This window comes from Secundilactobacillus mixtipabuli (assembly GCF_002217925.1).
Classification (GTDB): Bacteria; Bacillota; Bacilli; order Lactobacillales; family Lactobacillaceae; genus Secundilactobacillus; species Secundilactobacillus mixtipabuli.
Map to the genome: position 1 here is coordinate 146,715 of NZ_BCMF01000007.1, position 17,602 is coordinate 164,316.

General features: G+C 44.8%; 24 protein-coding genes, 1 tRNA gene and 1 other annotated feature. Of the genes, 3 read left to right on the forward strand and 22 right to left on the reverse strand.

Annotated features, from left to right (window positions below; genetic code table 11):
• From IWT5_RS08395 to fabZ (IWT5_RS08495), 21 genes are all read right to left on the reverse strand, one after another.
• A complete protein-coding gene (locus tag IWT5_RS08395) occupies positions 1-852 on the reverse strand; it encodes a bifunctional 5,10-methylenetetrahydrofolate dehydrogenase/5,10-methenyltetrahydrofolate cyclohydrolase (protein ID WP_089109512.1) in 852 nt (283 codons plus the stop codon).
• A 206-nt stretch (positions 853-1,058) separates the two neighbouring features.
• Positions 1,059-1,481, reverse strand: a complete 423-nt coding sequence (gene nusB, locus IWT5_RS08400; protein ID WP_089109513.1) for a transcription antitermination factor NusB — start codon at positions 1,479-1,481, stop codon at positions 1,059-1,061.
• Positions 1,478-1,921: an Asp23/Gls24 family envelope stress response protein gene (locus tag IWT5_RS08405; RefSeq protein ID WP_089109514.1), complete on the reverse strand. Its 444-nt coding sequence runs from the start codon at positions 1,919-1,921 to the stop codon at positions 1,478-1,480. The genes nusB and IWT5_RS08405 overlap by 4 nt, the downstream gene beginning before the upstream one ends.
• 30 nt (positions 1,922-1,951) lie before the next feature.
• A complete protein-coding gene (gene efp / locus IWT5_RS08410) occupies positions 1,952-2,512 on the reverse strand; it encodes an elongation factor P (protein ID WP_089109515.1) in 561 nt (186 codons plus the stop codon).
• Between the two features lie 85 nt (positions 2,513-2,597).
• Positions 2,598-3,653 (reverse strand): M24 family metallopeptidase, encoded by a 1,056-nt coding sequence (locus tag IWT5_RS08415; protein ID WP_089109516.1) that lies wholly within the window; start codon positions 3,651-3,653, stop codon positions 2,598-2,600.
• A gap of 64 nt (positions 3,654-3,717) precedes the next feature.
• Entirely contained in the window at positions 3,718-4,014 is a 297-nt protein-coding gene (rpmA, locus tag IWT5_RS08420; RefSeq protein WP_089087702.1) for a 50S ribosomal protein L27, read from the reverse strand.
• A gap of 21 nt (positions 4,015-4,035) precedes the next feature.
• Positions 4,036-4,365: a ribosomal-processing cysteine protease Prp gene (locus tag IWT5_RS08425; RefSeq protein WP_089109517.1), complete on the reverse strand. Its 330-nt coding sequence runs from the start codon at positions 4,363-4,365 to the stop codon at positions 4,036-4,038.
• Between the two features lie 18 nt (positions 4,366-4,383).
• Positions 4,384-4,692 carry a 50S ribosomal protein L21 gene (gene rplU, locus IWT5_RS08430; RefSeq protein ID WP_054655075.1) on the reverse strand — a complete coding sequence of 103 codons (309 nt, stop codon included), beginning with the start codon at positions 4,690-4,692 and terminating at the stop codon, positions 4,384-4,386.
• 21 nt (positions 4,693-4,713) lie between these two features.
• Positions 4,714-4,788, reverse strand: a sequence feature (ribosomal protein L21 leader region).
• A 73-nt stretch (positions 4,789-4,861) separates the two neighbouring features.
• On the reverse strand, positions 4,862-5,620 hold the full coding sequence (locus tag IWT5_RS08435; RefSeq protein WP_089109518.1) for an acetyl-CoA carboxylase carboxyltransferase subunit alpha: 759 nt from the start codon (positions 5,618-5,620) through the stop codon (positions 4,862-4,864).
• Positions 5,620-6,477, reverse strand: a complete 858-nt coding sequence (locus tag IWT5_RS08440; protein ID WP_089109519.1) for an acetyl-CoA carboxylase carboxyltransferase subunit beta — start codon at positions 6,475-6,477, stop codon at positions 5,620-5,622. Before IWT5_RS08440 ends, IWT5_RS08435 begins: the two co-directional genes overlap by 1 nt.
• Positions 6,478-7,854 (reverse strand): acetyl-CoA carboxylase biotin carboxylase subunit, encoded by a 1,377-nt coding sequence (locus IWT5_RS08445; RefSeq protein WP_089109520.1) that lies wholly within the window; start codon positions 7,852-7,854, stop codon positions 6,478-6,480.
• A 9-nt stretch (positions 7,855-7,863) separates the two neighbouring features.
• Positions 7,864-8,310 carry a 3-hydroxyacyl-ACP dehydratase FabZ gene (fabZ, locus tag IWT5_RS08450; protein WP_089109521.1) on the reverse strand — a complete coding sequence of 149 codons (447 nt, stop codon included), beginning with the start codon at positions 8,308-8,310 and terminating at the stop codon, positions 7,864-7,866.
• An 11-nt stretch (positions 8,311-8,321) separates the two neighbouring features.
• A complete protein-coding gene (accB, locus tag IWT5_RS08455; RefSeq protein WP_089109522.1) occupies positions 8,322-8,792 on the reverse strand; it encodes an acetyl-CoA carboxylase biotin carboxyl carrier protein in 471 nt (156 codons plus the stop codon).
• Complete coding sequence (gene fabF, locus IWT5_RS08460; RefSeq protein ID WP_089109523.1) at positions 8,792-10,024, reverse strand: beta-ketoacyl-ACP synthase II; 1,233 nt, start codon at positions 10,022-10,024, stop codon at positions 8,792-8,794. The genes accB and fabF overlap by 1 nt, the downstream gene beginning before the upstream one ends.
• A gap of 11 nt (positions 10,025-10,035) precedes the next feature.
• Positions 10,036-10,770: a 3-oxoacyl-[acyl-carrier-protein] reductase gene (fabG, locus tag IWT5_RS08465; protein ID WP_089109524.1), complete on the reverse strand. Its 735-nt coding sequence runs from the start codon at positions 10,768-10,770 to the stop codon at positions 10,036-10,038.
• A gap of 2 nt (positions 10,771-10,772) precedes the next feature.
• Entirely contained in the window at positions 10,773-11,705 is a 933-nt protein-coding gene (fabD, locus tag IWT5_RS08470; protein WP_089109525.1) for an ACP S-malonyltransferase, read from the reverse strand.
• A 2-nt stretch (positions 11,706-11,707) separates the two neighbouring features.
• Complete coding sequence (locus tag IWT5_RS08475) at positions 11,708-12,658, reverse strand: nitronate monooxygenase (protein ID WP_191981301.1); 951 nt, start codon at positions 12,656-12,658, stop codon at positions 11,708-11,710.
• A gap of 10 nt (positions 12,659-12,668) precedes the next feature.
• Complete coding sequence (locus IWT5_RS08480; protein ID WP_089109526.1) at positions 12,669-12,914, reverse strand: acyl carrier protein; 246 nt, start codon at positions 12,912-12,914, stop codon at positions 12,669-12,671.
• A 24-nt stretch (positions 12,915-12,938) separates the two neighbouring features.
• On the reverse strand, positions 12,939-13,916 hold the full coding sequence (locus IWT5_RS08485; protein WP_089109527.1) for a beta-ketoacyl-ACP synthase III: 978 nt from the start codon (positions 13,914-13,916) through the stop codon (positions 12,939-12,941).
• A 15-nt stretch (positions 13,917-13,931) separates the two neighbouring features.
• Positions 13,932-14,390 (reverse strand): MarR family winged helix-turn-helix transcriptional regulator, encoded by a 459-nt coding sequence (locus IWT5_RS08490; protein WP_089109538.1) that lies wholly within the window; start codon positions 14,388-14,390, stop codon positions 13,932-13,934.
• A 69-nt stretch (positions 14,391-14,459) separates the two neighbouring features.
• Positions 14,460-14,903 carry a 3-hydroxyacyl-ACP dehydratase FabZ gene (fabZ, locus tag IWT5_RS08495; RefSeq protein ID WP_089109528.1) on the reverse strand — a complete coding sequence of 148 codons (444 nt, stop codon included), beginning with the start codon at positions 14,901-14,903 and terminating at the stop codon, positions 14,460-14,462.
• Between the two features lie 249 nt (positions 14,904-15,152).
• On the opposite strand from fabZ (IWT5_RS08495), the gene IWT5_RS08500 reads away from it, so the two are divergent.
• Complete coding sequence (locus IWT5_RS08500; RefSeq protein ID WP_089109529.1) at positions 15,153-15,920, forward strand: biotin--[acetyl-CoA-carboxylase] ligase; 768 nt, start codon at positions 15,153-15,155, stop codon at positions 15,918-15,920.
• 60 nt (positions 15,921-15,980) lie between these two features.
• Complete coding sequence (locus IWT5_RS08505) at positions 15,981-16,304, forward strand: heavy metal-binding domain-containing protein (protein ID WP_089109530.1); 324 nt, start codon at positions 15,981-15,983, stop codon at positions 16,302-16,304.
• Between the two features lie 122 nt (positions 16,305-16,426).
• Here IWT5_RS08505 and IWT5_RS08510 read toward each other — a convergent pair whose 3' ends face one another.
• Positions 16,427-16,921 (reverse strand): AP2 domain-containing protein, encoded by a 495-nt coding sequence (locus IWT5_RS08510; RefSeq protein ID WP_089109531.1) that lies wholly within the window; start codon positions 16,919-16,921, stop codon positions 16,427-16,429.
• Between the two features lie 395 nt (positions 16,922-17,316).
• On the opposite strand from IWT5_RS08510, the gene IWT5_RS08515 reads away from it, so the two are divergent.
• Positions 17,317-17,390, forward strand: a tRNA-Arg gene (locus IWT5_RS08515).
• The last annotated feature ends 212 nt before the right edge of the window (positions 17,391-17,602 follow it).

Sequence of the window (17,602 nt, forward strand, 5' to 3'; positions counted from 1 at the left end):
TTATTCACTCCATTTTGCTAATTCAACGGTCTGTTGCATCAAAGTGGCAATCGTCATTGGGCCAACGCCACCGGGAACTGGGGTAATTTTACCCGCCACTTTTGACGCACTTTCAAAGTCAACGTCACCCGTCAGTTTACCATTTTCATCGCGATTCATACCAACGTCAATCACTGTGGCACCCGGCTTGATGTCTTCACCCTTGATCAAGTGTGCGATACCCGTCGCAACAATCAAAATATCAGCCTCACGTGTATAGGCCTGCATATTTTGGGTATGGCTATGAACAACTGTTACGGTTGCACTCGCGTTCAGCAATAGGGCAGCCATTGGCCGGCCAACAATGTTAGAACGGCCAACGATCACTGCATTAGCGCCAGCTATCTGCACGTCATAAGCTGCCAGCATGGTCATAATACCTTTCGGGGTGCAAGATACCGGAAAGTTAAGATCCGAGTTAGCGTATAATTTACCCACGTTTTCAGGATTAAAACCATCGGCGTCCTTTGCAGGCGAAATTGCCCGAGTAACTGCTGCCTCATCAATTTGTGATGGCAACGGCGACTGAACCATGATGCCATGAACAGTTTCGTCTTGATTATATTGGTCAATCAACTTTAATAGTTCAGTTTGAGAAGTGTCTTTAGGCAATTGCTTCGTTTCGGAGTTAATGCCCAGTTGCTGCGCCTTACGATTCTTGTTCCGCACGTAAATTCGGCTGGCTTCATCGTCACCGACAATGATAACGACTAATTTCGGTTCAATGCCTTGCGTCTTTAATTCAGTCACGGCCTGCTCAGTTTGGGCATTGACCTTCTTTGCTAACTGTTTGCCATCAATTAATTCTGCCATTACCTTCACTCTCACTATCTTTGTAAGTTTGATGGCTACCCATCACAATGTCGCAAATCTACTGCATATTATTTTATCACATTTCAATTTGTTAAGCTCTACCAGCCGACACTTTACCCTAAAATAGCGGTTCAATTAAAGCTAACGCATTTTGTATCAAAAAAACCAGCAACAATCGTCTGATTATTGCTGGCACATATTAAAATCTATTTTTCTGGTTCAATTTCGTGTGACAGAACACCGTTAATAAAACGACGTGAGCGGTCATCACTAAATTGTTTTGCCAACTCCAAGGCTTCGTTAACAGCCACACGCTTTGGAATATCAGACTGATAATCAAGTTCGTAAAAAGCAATTCGCAAGATTACCAAATCAGTTTTCGCAATTCGTTGTAACGTCCAACCAGTCGTCAGATACTTTTTAATTTGGTCATCGAGCTCAGTTTGCTTTTCCAAGACTCCGGCGACCAATTTTTCCAAGTATGCGGGTACGACCGCCGTTTCGCCGTCTTCATCAGACAATAGTTGTTGGTATATAACCTGGCGATCGGCTTCTGGATTAGCGTTCATTGCAAATAACGTTTGAAAAGCGCGAGTTCGAATCTGGTGTCGATTTAATTCTTCAGTCACTTATCCTCACCATTTTCACTTTCGTCATTATCGTCAAAAAGATTATCAGGATCTACAGCCTGAGTCGTCTTTTCAGGGATCACACCTTGGATGTGTACGTTTACTTCATTGACATGCAGATCAGTCATGAACAAAAGTTGCTGTTTGACTTGTTCTTGAATAGCCAAAGCAACCTTTGGTACTGATACGCCGTAATTAAGGTATGCGTAGACATCAACGTTAAGTGTGTCACCAGTGACAGACAGTTTAACGCCCTTACCGCGCTCTTTTTTGCCGAATAGTTCGTTCACACTATTTGCCAGAGAACCACGCATCCGTGACACGCCGTCAACATCATTGGCAGCAATGCCAGCAATGATCTCTAACACTTGTGGTGCAACTTCAATTTTACCCAGAGTAGGCTCGGTTGCTTTTAAAACAATGTTTGTATCTTCAGCCAATTTCAAGCCTCCGTTTCAAAAGTCAGTTGCTTAGGCACGTGAAATGTATGAACCATCTTGAGTGTTGATTGAAAGCTTGTCGCCTTCGTTAACAAAGAATGGTACCTGAACAACCAGACCAGTATCCATAGTTGCTGGCTTTGAACCACCAGAAGCCGTGTTACCCTTGATACCAGGTTCAGTAGCGGTTACCGTCAAAACAACGGTGTTAGGCACTTCAATCCCTAAGGTTTCTGAGCCGTACTGGATAACGTTAACTTCCATGTTTTCTTGTAAGAATTGTAATTGATCCTTGATTGCTTCATCAGGGACCTCAATTTGTTCGTAGTTATCAGTGTCCATGAACACACGTGAGTCGCCGTCTTCATAGAGATACTGCATTTTTCGTGTGTTGATTGGTGCTTGTTCCATCTTAGCACCGGCACGGAAAGTTTTTTCTTGAACGGCACCAGTCCGTAAGTTCTTTAATTTTGAACGGACGAAAGCGCCACCCTTACCAGGCTTAACGTGTTGGAATTCAACAATCCGCCAAATTGCACCGTCAACCTCAATCGTTAAACCGTTTTTAAAATCTGCTGTAGAAATTGCCATATTCGTGTTCCTCCTAAATAATTCTTACTAATAATACCAATTAAGTGCCTGTAATTGCAAGCTACACCCGCAAATAATTAGCGAATCATAAGATGATGAGGTCCGTTGGCCCCTGAGTTAAAATTTCCTGACCGGACGCTGTCACTAAAACATCGTCTTCAATCCGAATCCCGCCAAGTCCAGGTAAATAGATGCCGGGCTCAACTGTGATCACGTTACTAGCCATCATCTTGTCCTCTGAACGCATTGACAGAGCTGGTCCTTCATGAATATCTAAACCAATGCCGTGGCCCGTACCATGGTTAAAGTAGTCGCCATAACCAGCTTCTGAAATAAACTGCCGGCCAATTTCATCTAACTGCTTACCACTAACCCCAGGCTTAATAGCGGCGATAATTTTCCGCTGGGCAGTTTGAACGATGCCATAAACCCGTTTAAGCTTTTCACTAGGATCACCTAAGGCAATCGTCCGCGTTAAATCAGACGTATACCCATCAAAGTAGTAACCAAAATCGATGGTAATCATCTCACCAGACTGAACTGGCTTGACGGTAGCTGCCCCGTGTGGCAACGCTGCTCGCTGACCACTGGCCACGATAGTATCAAAACTGGCTTTTTCGGCACCCAAATCACGCATAATAACATCTAGCTGATTGGCCAAGTAACGTTCCGTTACACCGGGCTTTATGTACGGCAAAAGCCGATTGAATCCCTTGATCGTCATTTGACTGGCATTCTTAAGCTTACTGATTTCCTCAGTTGATTTGCGTTCACGCATCTGTTCAATTAAATTCGTCATCGGTACAATGTCTGAACTCATCAGTTCATCGATTCGATCGTAGTCATGAAACGGGATATTATCCTCAAAGCCTAAAACCGTGATTTGCTGGTTACTTACTAGCTGCGCTGCTGCTTCAAGGTAATAACGGGTGATAACCACATTAAATTCGTGAGCCTGATTTTCTAAGGCCGTTTCATACCTTGAGTCCGTAATAACATAAGATTGATGGGCTGTCACTAAAACAACACCATCACCATCAAATCCAGTTAAATACTGTTTATTCACTGAATCGGTGACTAAAAAGGCCTCAATTCGAAGATCATCAAACTGCGATTGAAGCTGACTAAGTCGACTGTCCATGTTACGCCACCCTTTCGATATGCGTATTAAGTCAAATAAAAAAGGCCCCTAGGGGCCTTTTTTATTATCTTGCTGCAGCTTCTGTTACAGGATAAACGGAAACTTGGCGCTTATCACGGCCCTTACGTTCGAAGCGAACGACACCGTCGATCTTTGAATACAAAGTATCGTCGTTACCGCGCAAAACGTTAGCACCTGGATAAATGTGCGTACCGCGTTGACGATAAAGGATTGAACCGCCGGTTACAGTTGAACCGTCAGCAGCCTTCGTACCGAGACGACGTCCGGCAGAGTTACGACCGTTGGCAGTAGAACCGCCCCCTTTATGGTGAGAGAAGAATTGTAAATTCATTTCTAGCATGAGTTTCACCTCCACAAAAGATTAGTTGATTCGAATATACTTCGAATATTGTTTTTCGACATCTAAAAGTCCATTTTGAAAACTTTGCAATAATGCTTGACTAATCCGATCTTGAATATAGTCCTCGACCGGAGGCATCCGGAGGCTTAAAAAGCCACCTTCTGCTTGTTTTGCCACTACTACTGGCTTGATTGAAGCCACGGCAGCTAAACCATTGACCGTACTAATGGAAAGCGCTGAAACGGCAGAACAAACGATATCACTACCGTAAGGACTGCTATCCGCATGACCCGTTAGTTTAAAACCAATGATCCGATCGGCATTATCGTAGTCAAATACTGCTTGAATCATAAATGATCACCCACAGAATTAAGCGTTGATAGCATCGATAACAACCTTGGTATATGGTTGACGATGACCAACTTTCGTGTGTTGACCCTTCTTAGGCTTGTACTTGAAGGTAACAACCTTCTTTTCTTGGCCTTGCTTTTCAACAGTTCCAGTTACTGAAGCACCTGAAACTAATGGTGTCCCAACCTTAGTTGAATCGCCACCAACAAAAACAACTTGGTCAAAAGTAACCTTGTCGCCTGCATTGGCATTAAGTTTTTCAACGTAGACTGCTTCGCCTTGTTGAACGCGGTATTGCTTACCGCCAGTTACGATAATTGCGTACATGTATGTGCACCTCCTTCTGAATTAAACACTTAGACTCGCCGAGAACAAGCGCTGCTTAGCAGACTTAAGACTTGGCCCGTGCGGTTGCAGCTGTGGAAGCCCACAAATACAACAAACTGTATTTTACAAAACTTATAGGCATCCGTCAACCCTTAGAATGAACAAACCACTAAAATCTTCTAAAGAAGGCTGCTCGATTGCTGAGGCGCTCGGTTGGATCCTGATGACTTAACGTTCGAATTGCACCTGTCATTGCGATCTTCAAAGTACCATCCGCCAGCATACTCTCCGGAATAATCCGGTGAATCGCGTGCTGTTTTAGCAGCCAGTCCGGTGTTAACCGCATCAGTTTAGCTGCCTTATCCGCCAGGTGTGCATTCTTCCACATAATCGAAGCAAATCCCTCTGGTGAAAGTACCGAATACATACTATTTTCAAACATCCAAATCTGATCCGAACACGCTAGCGCTAACGCACCGCCAGAACCGGCTTCACCGATAATTAACGTTAAAATTGGCACCTTTAACTTTAACATTTCACTGATGTTTTTGGCAATCATCTGTCCCTGACCAGAAGCTTCAGCATCCGCACCAGGGTATGCACCGGGAGTGTTGATCAGTGTAATGATAGGAAAGTTTAATTTTTCTGCCAGCTTCATGACCCGTAAAGATTTGCGGTAGCCCATGGGTTCAGGACTGCCAAAATGGGTTGCCATCCGTTCTTCTAGATTATTACCCTTTTGCGTTGCAATCACGGCAACGGGATGACCCGACAGTTTAGCCAGGCCGGTCACGACAGCCGAATCATCGCCAGACACTTGGTCGCCATGCAATTCAAAAAAATCCGTTAATAATTGATCAATAATTTCATAAACGTTCGCTTTACGGTCACTTCTCGCACCGGCGATCACTGATTGTGTATCCGCCACTAGTCCTCACCCCACTTTTGAGCTTCAAAGATGTTTAGTAATTGGCTAAGCCGTTCAGCCATGTGCTCACGTGGTACGATTTCATCAATGAAACCGCGTTTATAACTGTTCTCCACGCTTTGAAAATCATTGGGTAACTGTTTGTTGATCGTTTGTTCGATCACGCGTTTGCCCGTAAAGCCAAACAGGGCTTTGGGTTCGGCTAGTGTAATGTCAGCTTGACTGGCAAAGCTGGCCGTGACGCCACCCGTAGTAGGATCCATGATGACCGATATATAGGCGAGGCCAGCGGCTGAATGAGTATTAACCGCTTGGCTGATCTTTGCCATTTGCATCAAGGAAAAAATGCCTTCCTGCATTCTGGCACCACCAGACGCCGTGAGTAAAATAACTGGCAGTTGCTGTTGCGTGGCTTTCTCAAACATACGGGTGATTCGTTCACCGTTGGCAGTCCCCAAACTGCCCATAATAAATAAGGGATCCATGATCCCAAAGGCAGCCGGATAATCACCAATTGCTGCTTTACCCGTCAGCACACCATCTTTCAGATGGGTCATTGACTGTGCTTTTTTAATTTTACGGTCATATTCCGGAAACTCGGTTGGATCCTTGGTTTCTAAATCAGCATCCCACTCCTCGAAGTGTTTAGTCAGCATCTTTAAGCGACGGTGAGCAGTCACTCGAAAACCATAACCACATTCTGGACAGACCCGGTATTGACCAGCCCGCTTAAAGTAAAAGCCGGCGTGACAGCGCGGACATTCCTGCCAGATACCGCTTGGCACCTTTGCCTGGTAATGTTTCAACATTGATACGGAACGTGACGAGAACCGCTTAACATGTTCCCCAAAAGACATCTATGACACCTCCCGCACAACTTGTTTCGTAAAGATTGGCATAAATTTCTTGGTAACGTAATCTGTGGTGGCAGTCCCTTGCTGCACCACCGGATCTGCTAACAAAGCTGCTAAAAAGCTTTGATTGGCAGCGATTCCGTCTAATTCAAATTCGTCCAGTGCCTCAATGAGCTTTTTCAGTGCCTCCGGATACGTATTGGCGTGGGCAATGATTTTCACGATCATTGAATCATAGAACGGTGAAATCATATCCCCAGCTTGAATCCCACTGTCAACACGAATACCTGGTCCACCAGGTAATTTCAGTTGCTTAACTACCCCGGCCTGCGGCATAAAGTTCAAGGCGGGGTCCTCTGCGTTGACCCGGGCTTCAACCGCAAAGCCCTTAGGGGTTAAGTCTGACTGTTTAAATGACAATGCTTCCCCCGAGGCAACTCTGACTTGTTCCTTAACTAAGTCGATGCCACTCACAGCTTCCGTGATTGGATGCTCTACCTGGATTCTGGTATTCATTTCCATAAAATAAAAATGATGTTCACTATCCATTAAGAATTCAATCGTTCCGGTGTTTAAGTACTTGATGGTTTTAGTCGCCCGAATCGCAATGGTTTGTAAATCATGCCGTTCCTGTCCGGTCATTACCGGACAAGGGCTTAGTTCTAGCACCTTTTGCTGCCGGCGTTGCAGGGAGCAGTCCCGTTCAGGAAACGCTGCTACGTGCCCAAATTGATCGGCAAAAACCTGTACTTCAATATGCTTGGCCGGTGCAACAATCTTCTCTAGATACATCCGCTGGTCACCAAAAGAAAGCTGTGCTTCCTTGGTTGCTGACTGGTAAGCCGTTCGCATTTCGCCCTCGTTTTGAACGCGGCGAATCCCCTTGCCACCACCACCAGAAGCAGCTTTCAGCATCACCGGATAACCGACTTCATCAGCAACCTTAACAGCGTCAACTTCGTCCTTCAAAAAGCCCGTACTTCCCGGAATGACCGGTACGTTGCCGACTTGCATTTGACTCCTGGCATTGGCTTTGTTACCCATTAAAGAAATCGTTTCTGGCTTGGGACCAATAAACGTAATTTGACAGGTCTCACAAAGCTCAGCAAATTCTTCATTTTCGGATAAAAAGCCGTACCCCGGATGAATGGCTTCTGCGCCAGTGAGGACTGCGGCACTCACGATATTTTGCATGTTTAAGTACGAATCAGCGGGTTGCGGCCCGCCCACACAGACGGCCTCATCAGCGAGTTTGACGTACTGTGCATCCGCGTCCGCCGTAGAGTATACGGCGACCGACTGAACGTTTAATTCGCGCAGTGCCCGAATGATTCGCACCGCGATTTCGCCACGGTTGGCGATTAAGACCTTGCTAAACATATTATTCACCTACCCAATCATAAAGGTGAGATCTCCTGAACAAACTTTTTTACCTTCAACATAGGCTTCACCATGTCCCAATCCAGCATGACCACGAACTTTATCTAAAGTCACTTCTAATGTTAAGCTATCACCCGGTTTAACCATTTGACGAAACTTAACCTTATTCATGCCCCCAAAATAAGCGGTCTTACCCTGAAATTCAGGAACGGTCAGCAGCGCAATTGCACCTGCCTGAGCCATTGCTTCAACGATCAAGACGCCGGGCATAACCGGGTTACCGGGAAAATGGCCTTGGAAGAAGGCTTCATTAACCGAAACGTTCTTTTTGGCAATGACCTTTTCACCGGGGACGTAATCAAGTACGCGGTCCACTAATAACATGGGGTATCTGTGCGGTAAAATTTTTTGGATCTCAACAACGTCTAATTCGTGTTTTTCTGCTTCTTCTGACAAATTTTGTCACCTCATTTAGTTACTTCAAACAGTGGCTGATCGTATTCAACCACTTCTTCATTTTCAACTAAAATCTTCGAGATGGTACCGGCCACTTTGCTCTTGATTTCAGTCATCATCTTCATCGCTTCGATCACACAGACTACTTCGCCGGCACTCACGTGGTCACCAACCTTTTTGTAGGCTGGCTGATCAGGCGACGGCTTGAGGTAAATTACACCAACCAGCGGTGCTTTAATCGTCGTTGCTTCTGTCTTTGGTGATTCAGCCGACTGATTTTTAGTTTGTTCCGTCGGCTGAGCCTCCTCGGAAGGCTTCTCGCTCTTAGCGGGTGTGGAACCTTGACTGACTGTTCCTGCAGTCTGATGGCTATTCTCGTTTTTATTCAGATACAAGTGGATATCTTGATAATCAAGGTTGATCTCCCGAATATCACTATCATTGATTTGGCGAATAATTGCCTGGATTTCTTCAAGTGTCATTATTCCGCCCACTTTCTAAATGCCAAAACGGCGTTATGTCCCCCAAAGCCAAATGAATTACTGATTGCATAGTCCGTTTGGCGGTCGCGGTTGCCGGCATTCACCAAGTTGACCTGACATTCAGGATCTTGATTCATTAAGCCGACATTTTCCGGTAATTGTCCCGTTTGCAGTGCACTCACCGTAGCAACGGCTTCAATGGCACCAGCAGCTCCCAGAAGGTGTCCCGTCATGGACTTGGTGCTGGATACCAGCACATCGCTATCCTGACCAAAGACGGTATTAATGGCCTTTGATTCAGCGCTATCGTTGCCCATCGTAGCGGTACCGTGGGCGTTAATGTAGCCAACCTCAGCAGGTTTAACCCCAGCTTCATCAATCGCTAATTGCATTGCTCGAGCAGCCTGTGTGCCTTCGGGATCCGGTGACGTCATGTGATAAGCATCTGCAGTAGCACCATAGCCGACAATTTCAGCTAAAATTTTAGCGTTGCGTTTTTGAGCGTGTTCCAATGATTCCAATACCAAAGTACCAGCACCTTCGCCCATAACAAAGCCCAGCCGGTTAGCATCAAATGGCAGTGAGGCCTTTGTGGGATCAGTCGCTTTTGACAACGTCGATAACGCCGCAAACCCAGCGATCCCAATTTCGTTCACTGAAGCTTCAGAACCACCAGTAAGCATCACTTGTGCCCGGCCTTCTTTGATTTGCCGGAAGGCTTCACCAATGGCATTAGTGCCGGATGCGCAGGCCGTGACAATGGTCGTACAAATGTTTTTAGTGTGGTAGCGAATAGCCATGTTGCCTGAGGCCATATTAGAAATGGCTGTTGGGACAAACATTGGTGAAACTCTTTGTGGCCCTTTGTCGTGCATTTTGATGACTTGTTCTTGGATAGTGGTCAAACCACCGATGCCCGAACCATAAATCACACCCATACTTTCTGGTTCAGTGTTCGTTTCATCGATGCCCGCTTGTTCAACGGCCTCCGATGCGGCGTACATTGCGTACTGACTAAAAGTGTCCATCCGGCGTAGATCTTTTTTCCCTAAGCGCTTTAACGGATCGAAATCATGTAATTCACCAGCTAAAGTAATCCCGGTATCGCTAGCATCAAAGTGTGTGATTGGTTGGAAACCAACCTTTGAAGCTGCTAACCCAGCCTCAAAGTCTGAGACACTATTACCGATTGGTGTTAATGCACCCATTCCTGTAATTACCACTCTCGTCATACTTTCACTCCTTATTGCATCGTCAGGCCACCATCAACAGTGATGGTCTGACCGGTGATATAGTCATTCTCAGCTAAGAAGATTGCTGCTTGGGCTACTTCTGCAGTTGATCCCAAGCGTTTTAGCGGAATCTGTTTTAGAATTTCTGTTTTGACTTTATCGGCTAACTGCGCTGTCATTGAGGTATCAATCATACCCGGCGCAATGGCGTTGCAGCGGATGCCGCGTAAGGCGGCTTCTTTAGCTACGGACTTCGTTAAGCCAATAATGCCGGCTTTACTAGCAGCGTAGTTAGCTTGGCCGATATTGCCCGTTAATCCAATCACACTGGCCATGTTAATAAATGCTCCGCTACGGGCTTTATACATGGGTCGCAGGCAAGCTTTGATCACGTTAAAAGTTCCCGTTAGGTTCGTATTGATGACCTGACTGAAGTCAGCCTCACTCATTCGGTTGAGCAGCTTGTCATTGACAATGCCAGCATTATTAACCACGATATCTAAGTGATCGGTTTTTTCGTAAATGCCATTAATCATTTTTTGAACAGCATCCGGATCAGTAATATCAGCTGACAGATCCCAACAAATGACGTTTTCTCGTTGAATGGCATCGATGACTTCTTGTGAAGCAGCATGACGGCCATTGATCACGATATTTGCCCCCTGCTTAGCAAAAGCCTGTGCGATAGCTAGCCCGATACCTTGAGTACTGCCGGTCACCAAAACCGTTTTATCAGTTAAATCCAAACTCATTCACCCCTTAAAGCTGTCAGCGTTTCATTAAGGGTCTTGACATCATCAATGTGATAATAATCGATCCCCTTAACCGTTTTCCGAGCAAAGCCCATCAAAGTTTTCCCAGGTCCCAGCTCAATCACAGCATCGACTTGTCCATTCAGTTGTTGAATCGCATCCGTGAATCGGGTGGTAGATACCAGCTGCTGCGTTAAGGTTTGCGTCAGCTCCCCAGTCGAAAATGGTTCCCCGGTGGTCGTACTGATCACGGGAAAGAAACCTTCCTGCCATTCAAGCTTCGCTAATGCATCATGCAGTTTAGCTTGTGCCGGTTGCATCAGCGGCGTATGAAAGGCCCCGCTAACTCTGAGTGGTACTAACCGTTTAACACCCTTGGCCTCAAGGTAAACAACCGCCACATCAACTGCGGCAACTTCACCACCAATCACAACTTGCTTGGGCGTATTGATATTAGCAATCGTCACTAAACCAGTTGTTTTCGCTGAATCACACGCTTCTTGAATTAAATCGGTGGCGGTATTCATGACGGCAACCATTTTACTTGGCTGAGACTCACTCGCTTGCTGCATCAGCTCACCACGCAGTCGAACCAGTTTCAATGCTTGTTCGGTGCTCATAAAACCGCTGGCCACAAGCGCACTGTATTCACCTAAACTAAGGCCAATACCTGCAGTTACGGTTGGCAATTCATTTTTAACTACCTGGTACAATGCACAGCTCATGGCCACGATGGCTGGCTGCGTATACCGTGTTTCTGATAACTGATCCGTTGCGGCAGGGTCAAAGTATAATTTGGGCAAATCAATCTCCAGAATCTGACTAGCATGGTCAATAACGGTCTTGTAAGTTGCATTTTGCTGATAAAGATCTTTTCCCATACCCGTTTTTTGAGCACCTTGACCGCTAAATAATAACCCGACTTTCAAGCTTAGTCACCACCCATCAATTGTGTCGCTTGCTGATAAACATCAGCTAAAATATCGGCCGCCGGTTGAGCCTGTGTAACCAAGCCGGCTACCTGACCTGCCATATAAGCACCGTTTTCACGATCTCCGGTTAAGACAGCAGTTTTCAGGCTACCATTGCCAATTGCCTCGACTTCACTAAAATCCGGATTGCTTTTAGCAGCTTCCTTTTTTTCAAGTCTCATAAAACGATTGGCCATTGGATTTTTTAAAACTCGAGCCGGATGCCCGGCATATTCACCAGTGATCACCGTGTCGATATCCTTGGCTTTGAGCACCGCCTTTTTATAGTCGGGATGAACCTTTGATTCAGCAGCTACCAAGAACCTGGTGCCCATTTGAACACCCACAGCGCCCAGCATGATAGCCGCTGCTAAGCCACGGCCATCCGCAATGCCACCGGCGGCAATCACCGGAATGTTAAGGGCATCAACTACTTGAGGAACTAAAGCCATCGTTGTCAATTTACCAATATGCCCACCAGACTCCATGCCCTCAGCCACTACAGCATCAGCACCAACTCGTGCCATCCGCTTAGCTTGTGCTACAGAGGCCACAACGGGGACGACTTTAATAGCCGCGGCTTTAAAGTCTGGCAAGTATTTAGACGGATCCCCAGCGCCGGTGGTCACAACCGTGATACGCTCATGTGCTTTTAAAATAACCTTTACGACGTCTTCTACGTGCGGTGATAATAGCATCACGTTGACGCCAATCGGCCGATCACTCAATGATCTGGCCCGCTCAATTTCTTGCGCTACAACTGCACCTGACGCGTGACCAGCACCGATAATGCCCAATCCGCCAGCGTTTGATACAGCAGCTGCTAACCGGCCATCTGCGACCCATGCCATACCGCCTTGAAAAATCGGATACTTTAATCCTAATGACTGCATAAATGGATCTACTTGCATAAGTTTAGGTTTACTCCTTATCAGCTAATTGTTTTTCAACAAAGGTCACGAGGTCAGACACGGTTTCAATACCTTCTTCAGTTTCAATCTTAATGTCAAATTCGTCTTCGATTTCGTTGATCACCTCGAAAATATCCAAACTATCGGCATCCAGATCCTGTTTAATGTTGGTTGTCAGCGTTACCTTGTCAGCATCTTCACCTGTTTGATCAACAATAATAGCCTGTACCTTTGAAAAAATTTCGTCGTTAGTCATAATCAATTAAACTCCTTCATCTTTTTAATATTTAATAATTTGCGTGCCGACGGTTAATCCGCCACCGAAACCACTCAACGCGATAACTTGACCACGCTGAAGGATGCCATTCCGAATGGCCTCATCCAGTAAAATTGGAATGCTAGCCGCGCTAGTATTTCCAAAGTGAGCAACATTCGATAAAAATTTATCACTCGGCTGTGACAGCCGTCTTGCAATTTGATCAATAATTCGTTGATTGGCCTGATGTAAAATAAAATAGTCAATGTCATGAACTAATAGGCCAGCCTTTTGAACTGCCCGCTCGATGGATTCAGGAACTTGATGAGTGGCAAACTTATAAACCGCCCGGCCGTCCATTTCAAAATAAGCTTGATGCTTATCCGTCGCATCCGTTGTAAAAACGGAGTTTACGGGCTGATACCCAGCAGTAAGCCGATTGCCCAGGTTGCCAATCGTTTGCAAATCGCTGGCTAAAATAGCTGACTTGCCGCCCGCTTTATTTTCGAGCAATACCCCTGCTGCACCATCGCCAAACAAAACGGCAGTAGAACGTTCATGCCAATCAACCAACTTTGACAATACTTCACCGCCAATGAGCATGCCGCGGCTACCGGTAGCGTGCAGGAAACCTTCTGCAACACTCAGGCCATAAATAAAACCGGAACATGCGGCGTTTACATCAAACGCAAAAGCATTTTGGGCACCGATCCTGCCCTGAACAATGGCTGCGGTAGCGGGCGTTAAATAGTCAGGTGACATCGTTGCTACGATGATGAAATCTAGCGTTGAGGCCCGCCAGCCAGACTGATTCAGTAATTGCATTGCCACTGAAGTGCATAGATCGCCAGTGGTTTGACCCGTTGAAACGTGGCGCTGTTTAATACCAGTGCGGGATGATATCCATTCGTCTGAAGTTTCCATATAGGCATTCAGCTCATCATTAGGGACGACCCGTTCCGGCACTGCATTAGCGCTTTGGACAATTTGAATACCTGTCATTAAATAACCCCTCACTTATCTATCTGGCGTTGGTGAAGCAAATTCGAGAAATGCTTCTAGGTTTAGCAATGCCTTTTCAATAATTTGAAGTTGCTCATCGTCCATATCTTTAGCAAAACTTTCAACCATTTTGCGGTGAAAAGATTCATGTGCCCGATAGACCAGACGGCCTCGACGAGTCAGCCCTAAACGGACAAAGCGGCGATCATCGTCACTTTTAATGCGCTGGACGTAGTCTTTTCTGACCAAATGATTAACCATCGTTGTTAAAGTCCCTGGTGTAATGCGTAACTCACGAGCAACCTGCGAAGTCGTTTTATGCTCATACATTGAAATAGCATCTACGGCGTGCACTTCCTTGATGGAGATATCCTTAAACTGACTCGTTCTTAGCGCTAATTCCTCCACCCGGACAATGTCACCATAAACCGTTGTTAATAATTGATTGATTCTTTTCGCCGTAGCATAATCCATATAGCCACCACCCATTTTGACTCTCAAATAATCCTAACCTCAAAATAATAGCAGTGAGAATATCGGCGGTCAATGCACGGTTTCTTCCGGTTCAACGATAAACATCAGTTCAGCCGTCAAAACCACTCCTTCGTTAACCACAGCCTGACACGAAACGACGCCCATGTTATCACGCTGCTTCTTCATCTGAACTCTCAGCTCTAACTGATCAGCAGCATGAACGGCCTGCAGAAATTCGGCTTTAGGCACACCACCAAGATAAGCCGTTTTATGAGCAAAAGCCGGTGATTTCAAGATTAAAATTGAAGCCGCCTGTGCAAGTGATTCAACAATCAAAGCCGGTGGCATCACGTATTCACCCGGACAAAAGCCATTCACAAAGCTCTCGTCAGCGGTGACGTTCTTAATAGCGGTAATTGATTCACCAGCATTAAGTTCTTTAACACCATCCATGTAAAAAATCGGAAATCGGTTAGGAATCAGCTCTTGAATCTCTTGAGAAGTTAATTGCATACGTTGCAAAGCACCTCCTTCAAAACTATTTCAAACATCAAAGTATTTGATGGCAGTATCATATTCTAAAATCGAAGTCGCTGTCAAGTAATTTCCAGGTTTCAGCCCTGTACAACCAAATTGTCTACTAATAAAGGCCTTTTTTTTTATTTTTTCGATTCATTAATACTTTGAACATCAAGCTATATATTCAAATGACGGCGCAAAATAAGTATGCTAGAATAATCACATTTAGGGGGGGCATTCAAAATGGATGATGAACTGATCAGCCGTGAGCTAAGCCAGAATATTCAATCTAAAATCACTTTGTTGCATTTCAAGTCAATTGAATCAACTAACCAGTACGCAAAACAAATCTGCCGGAAAACGAAAATGAACCAGCCTTGTCTGATATGGGCTGATCAGCAAACAGCTGGCGTGGGAAAACGCTCAAGGCCCTTTTATTCTCCGACTGGAGGCTTATATATCTCTCTCATCCTACCGAATCAGAAAATTGAGACTAATAAAGTGGGCCTGTTTACCACCAGTCTCGCTTTGGGTATCGTGCACGCCATTCAAGACAGTTTCGCTATCACAGTTGACGTTAAATGGGTAAACGACATTTATCTAGTAGGACGTAAAGTTGCTGGCATTTTAGTGGAACAATCTGACGATCAATCAGTGATCATCGGGGTTGGTATTAACCTCTTTCAACCAGATTTTCCAACCGAAATTCAAAATGTTGCTGGAAATTTGCTCAAATCTGCCCCTTCCGAATTACAGCGTCAGCAATTTTTAATGACCTTGGTCAAAGCGCTTTTCCAATCTGCCAGAACCTATACCAATTCGAAATTTATCGCTGAATACAAACGTCGTCTAACCTTGATAAACCGCCGCGTCAAACTTCAAATCGGCCGTTCAGAGATAAGTGGAGAAGTCGTTGATGTCAACAACTTGGGTCAGTTAATCATTGAAAATTCAATTACTCACGAAAAACGTTGCGTTCAGGCCGGAGAAGTCATTAAGGTTTTACCATGACAATTTGTCCCTTTGGCAGGAGCATGATACACTGAATACAAACTTAAAGGGGGTATTCCCATGTCAGAAATTATCGTTACAACTACCGAAAGAATTCCTGGTCAAGAATACGAGATTATTGGCGAAGTCTTTGGCCTAACGACTCAATCAAAAAACGTGGTCAGAAATATCGGTGCCGGACTTAAAAATATCGTCGGCGGTGAAATTAAAGACTATACCAAAATGCTGGTTGAAGCGAGGGATATCGCTATCGAGCGATTAAGACAAAATGCCGTTGACCTTGGCGCCGATGCAGTGGTAATGATGCGCTTTGACTCGGGTTCAATTGGTACTGATATGCAGTCAGTCGCGGCGTATGGAACAGCTGTTAAATTTAAGCATTAACACTTTAACTGAATTTATTGGACACTCAAAAAGGCGCTGAATGATTCAGCGCCTTTTTAAACCTTTTTTGGACTAATTATTAACACCAGTAGGGCTTGGATAACCCAACCGTTTTCACGGTTCTACCCTACCGTTTGCTTATTACCAGATTCTGCTTTATGCCAATATAAATTTTCAGCTGCTTTACGTGCCTCAACGGCTTCAGCTTTAGTATCAAAACTTTTAAGTAAAACGTAACGTCCCTTATACATTAATCGTGACAGCCAGCGTCCCGTTGTTTTATCGTAGGAAACACCAACCACACCCGAAGTATTACGCTGTGATTCTTTAATGGAAGAAACCATAATGCCATCACTTGTTCGCAAATTTTGAGGATTACCCATATTCTTGGTAAAGCCAGCATTTTGGCTGTATCTCTCCCGAGCTAACTCTCTGCGCAAGCACCCGCAACTGCGCACATAACCGCCACGAAGCCGTGAACCATCAACCGTAACGATATTGCCGCAACTGCAACGACATTCCCACAATAAATCGGCATTCTTGGGATCTTGCCCATTTTGCCGAATCACCGTTAGTCGTCCAAACTGCTTGCCCTTCATCTCAATCATTCTACTCATATTTACCCCCATCCCTTAGCAAAGCGACACCCCTCAATGAACACCTCAACTAAAAACCATGCCTACAAAAACAAAAAATCGACTTTCAAATCAAACACAATTAATCCAAAAGGTAAACAATACTACTCCAAAAGTATTGTTAATGTAACTCATAAAACTAACTTCATTTTATCAGCGAATTCTCAAGATTTCAATTGCATTCGATTAAATTGTGACAAAAGATGATAAGTGTTTTAAAGGCTGTATCCTTAACCGTTACATTTTTACCCGTTATATTAAAGTGAGCCATATCAAAAGTGTCACATTAAACCCGTTTTCCGTACCAAATATGTGGGTTTTCGGATTGACTTGATCCGTATATTCACTTATAATTATACATGTTGTTTTATTGTTATGCGGCAATAGCTCAGCTGGATAGAGCAACGGTCTTCTAAACCGTAGGTCGAGGGTTCGAATCTCTCTTGCCGCACTATGAATGAACTCGAGTAACAAATGCCGAGTAAATTAAATTCGAGTGATAAAAGGATCAATTATCACTCTGGTTTAATTTACTCGGGTTTTTTCGGCTCTTTGACAACTGTTGTTGGTAAATTTCTTAAATTAGTTCTAATCACTATTTTGTGATTAGGACTTTTTTAGTTTTGATGTGCAAGGTATAAAGTACTCTTACTCTAAATTTCC

Coding starts and splice junctions, on each gene's coding strand:
- fabZ (WP_089109528.1), bottom strand. CDS start 14,903: ATGCAATTAACTTCTCAAGAGATTCAAGAGCTGATTCCTAACCGATTT.
- efp (WP_089109515.1), bottom strand. CDS start 2,512: ATGGCAATTTCTACAGCAGATTTTAAAAACGGTTTAACGATTGAGGTT.
- accB (WP_089109522.1), bottom strand. CDS start 8,792: ATGACACTTGAAGAAATCCAGGCAATTATTCGCCAAATCAATGATAGT.
- IWT5_RS08415 (WP_089109516.1), bottom strand. CDS start 3,653: ATGGACAGTCGACTTAGTCAGCTTCAATCGCAGTTTGATGATCTTCGA.
- IWT5_RS08505 (WP_089109530.1), top strand. CDS start 15,981: ATGTCAGAAATTATCGTTACAACTACCGAAAGAATTCCTGGTCAAGAA.
- IWT5_RS08490 (WP_089109538.1), bottom strand. CDS start 14,390: ATGGATTATGCTACGGCGAAAAGAATCAATCAATTATTAACAACGGTT.
- IWT5_RS08485 (WP_089109527.1), bottom strand. CDS start 13,916: ATGACAGGTATTCAAATTGTCCAAAGCGCTAATGCAGTGCCGGAACGG.
- IWT5_RS08510 (WP_089109531.1), bottom strand. CDS start 16,921: ATGAGTAGAATGATTGAGATGAAGGGCAAGCAGTTTGGACGACTAACG.
- fabF (WP_089109523.1), bottom strand. CDS start 10,024: ATGACGAGAGTGGTAATTACAGGAATGGGTGCATTAACACCAATCGGT.
- IWT5_RS08500 (WP_089109529.1), top strand. CDS start 15,153: ATGGATGATGAACTGATCAGCCGTGAGCTAAGCCAGAATATTCAATCT.
- IWT5_RS08475 (WP_191981301.1), bottom strand. CDS start 12,658: ATGCAAGTAGATCCATTTATGCAGTCATTAGGATTAAAGTATCCGATT.
- IWT5_RS08395 (WP_089109512.1), bottom strand. CDS start 852: ATGGCAGAATTAATTGATGGCAAACAGTTAGCAAAGAAGGTCAATGCC.
- IWT5_RS08445 (WP_089109520.1), bottom strand. CDS start 7,854: ATGTTTAGCAAGGTCTTAATCGCCAACCGTGGCGAAATCGCGGTGCGA.
- IWT5_RS08480 (WP_089109526.1), bottom strand. CDS start 12,914: ATGACTAACGACGAAATTTTTTCAAAGGTACAGGCTATTATTGTTGAT.
- rpmA (WP_089087702.1), bottom strand. CDS start 4,014: ATGCTAGAAATGAATTTACAATTCTTCTCTCACCATAAAGGGGGCGGT.
- IWT5_RS08440 (WP_089109519.1), bottom strand. CDS start 6,477: ATGTCTTTTGGGGAACATGTTAAGCGGTTCTCGTCACGTTCCGTATCA.
- IWT5_RS08425 (WP_089109517.1), bottom strand. CDS start 4,365: ATGATTCAAGCAGTATTTGACTACGATAATGCCGATCGGATCATTGGT.
- rplU (WP_054655075.1), bottom strand. CDS start 4,692: ATGTACGCAATTATCGTAACTGGCGGTAAGCAATACCGCGTTCAACAA.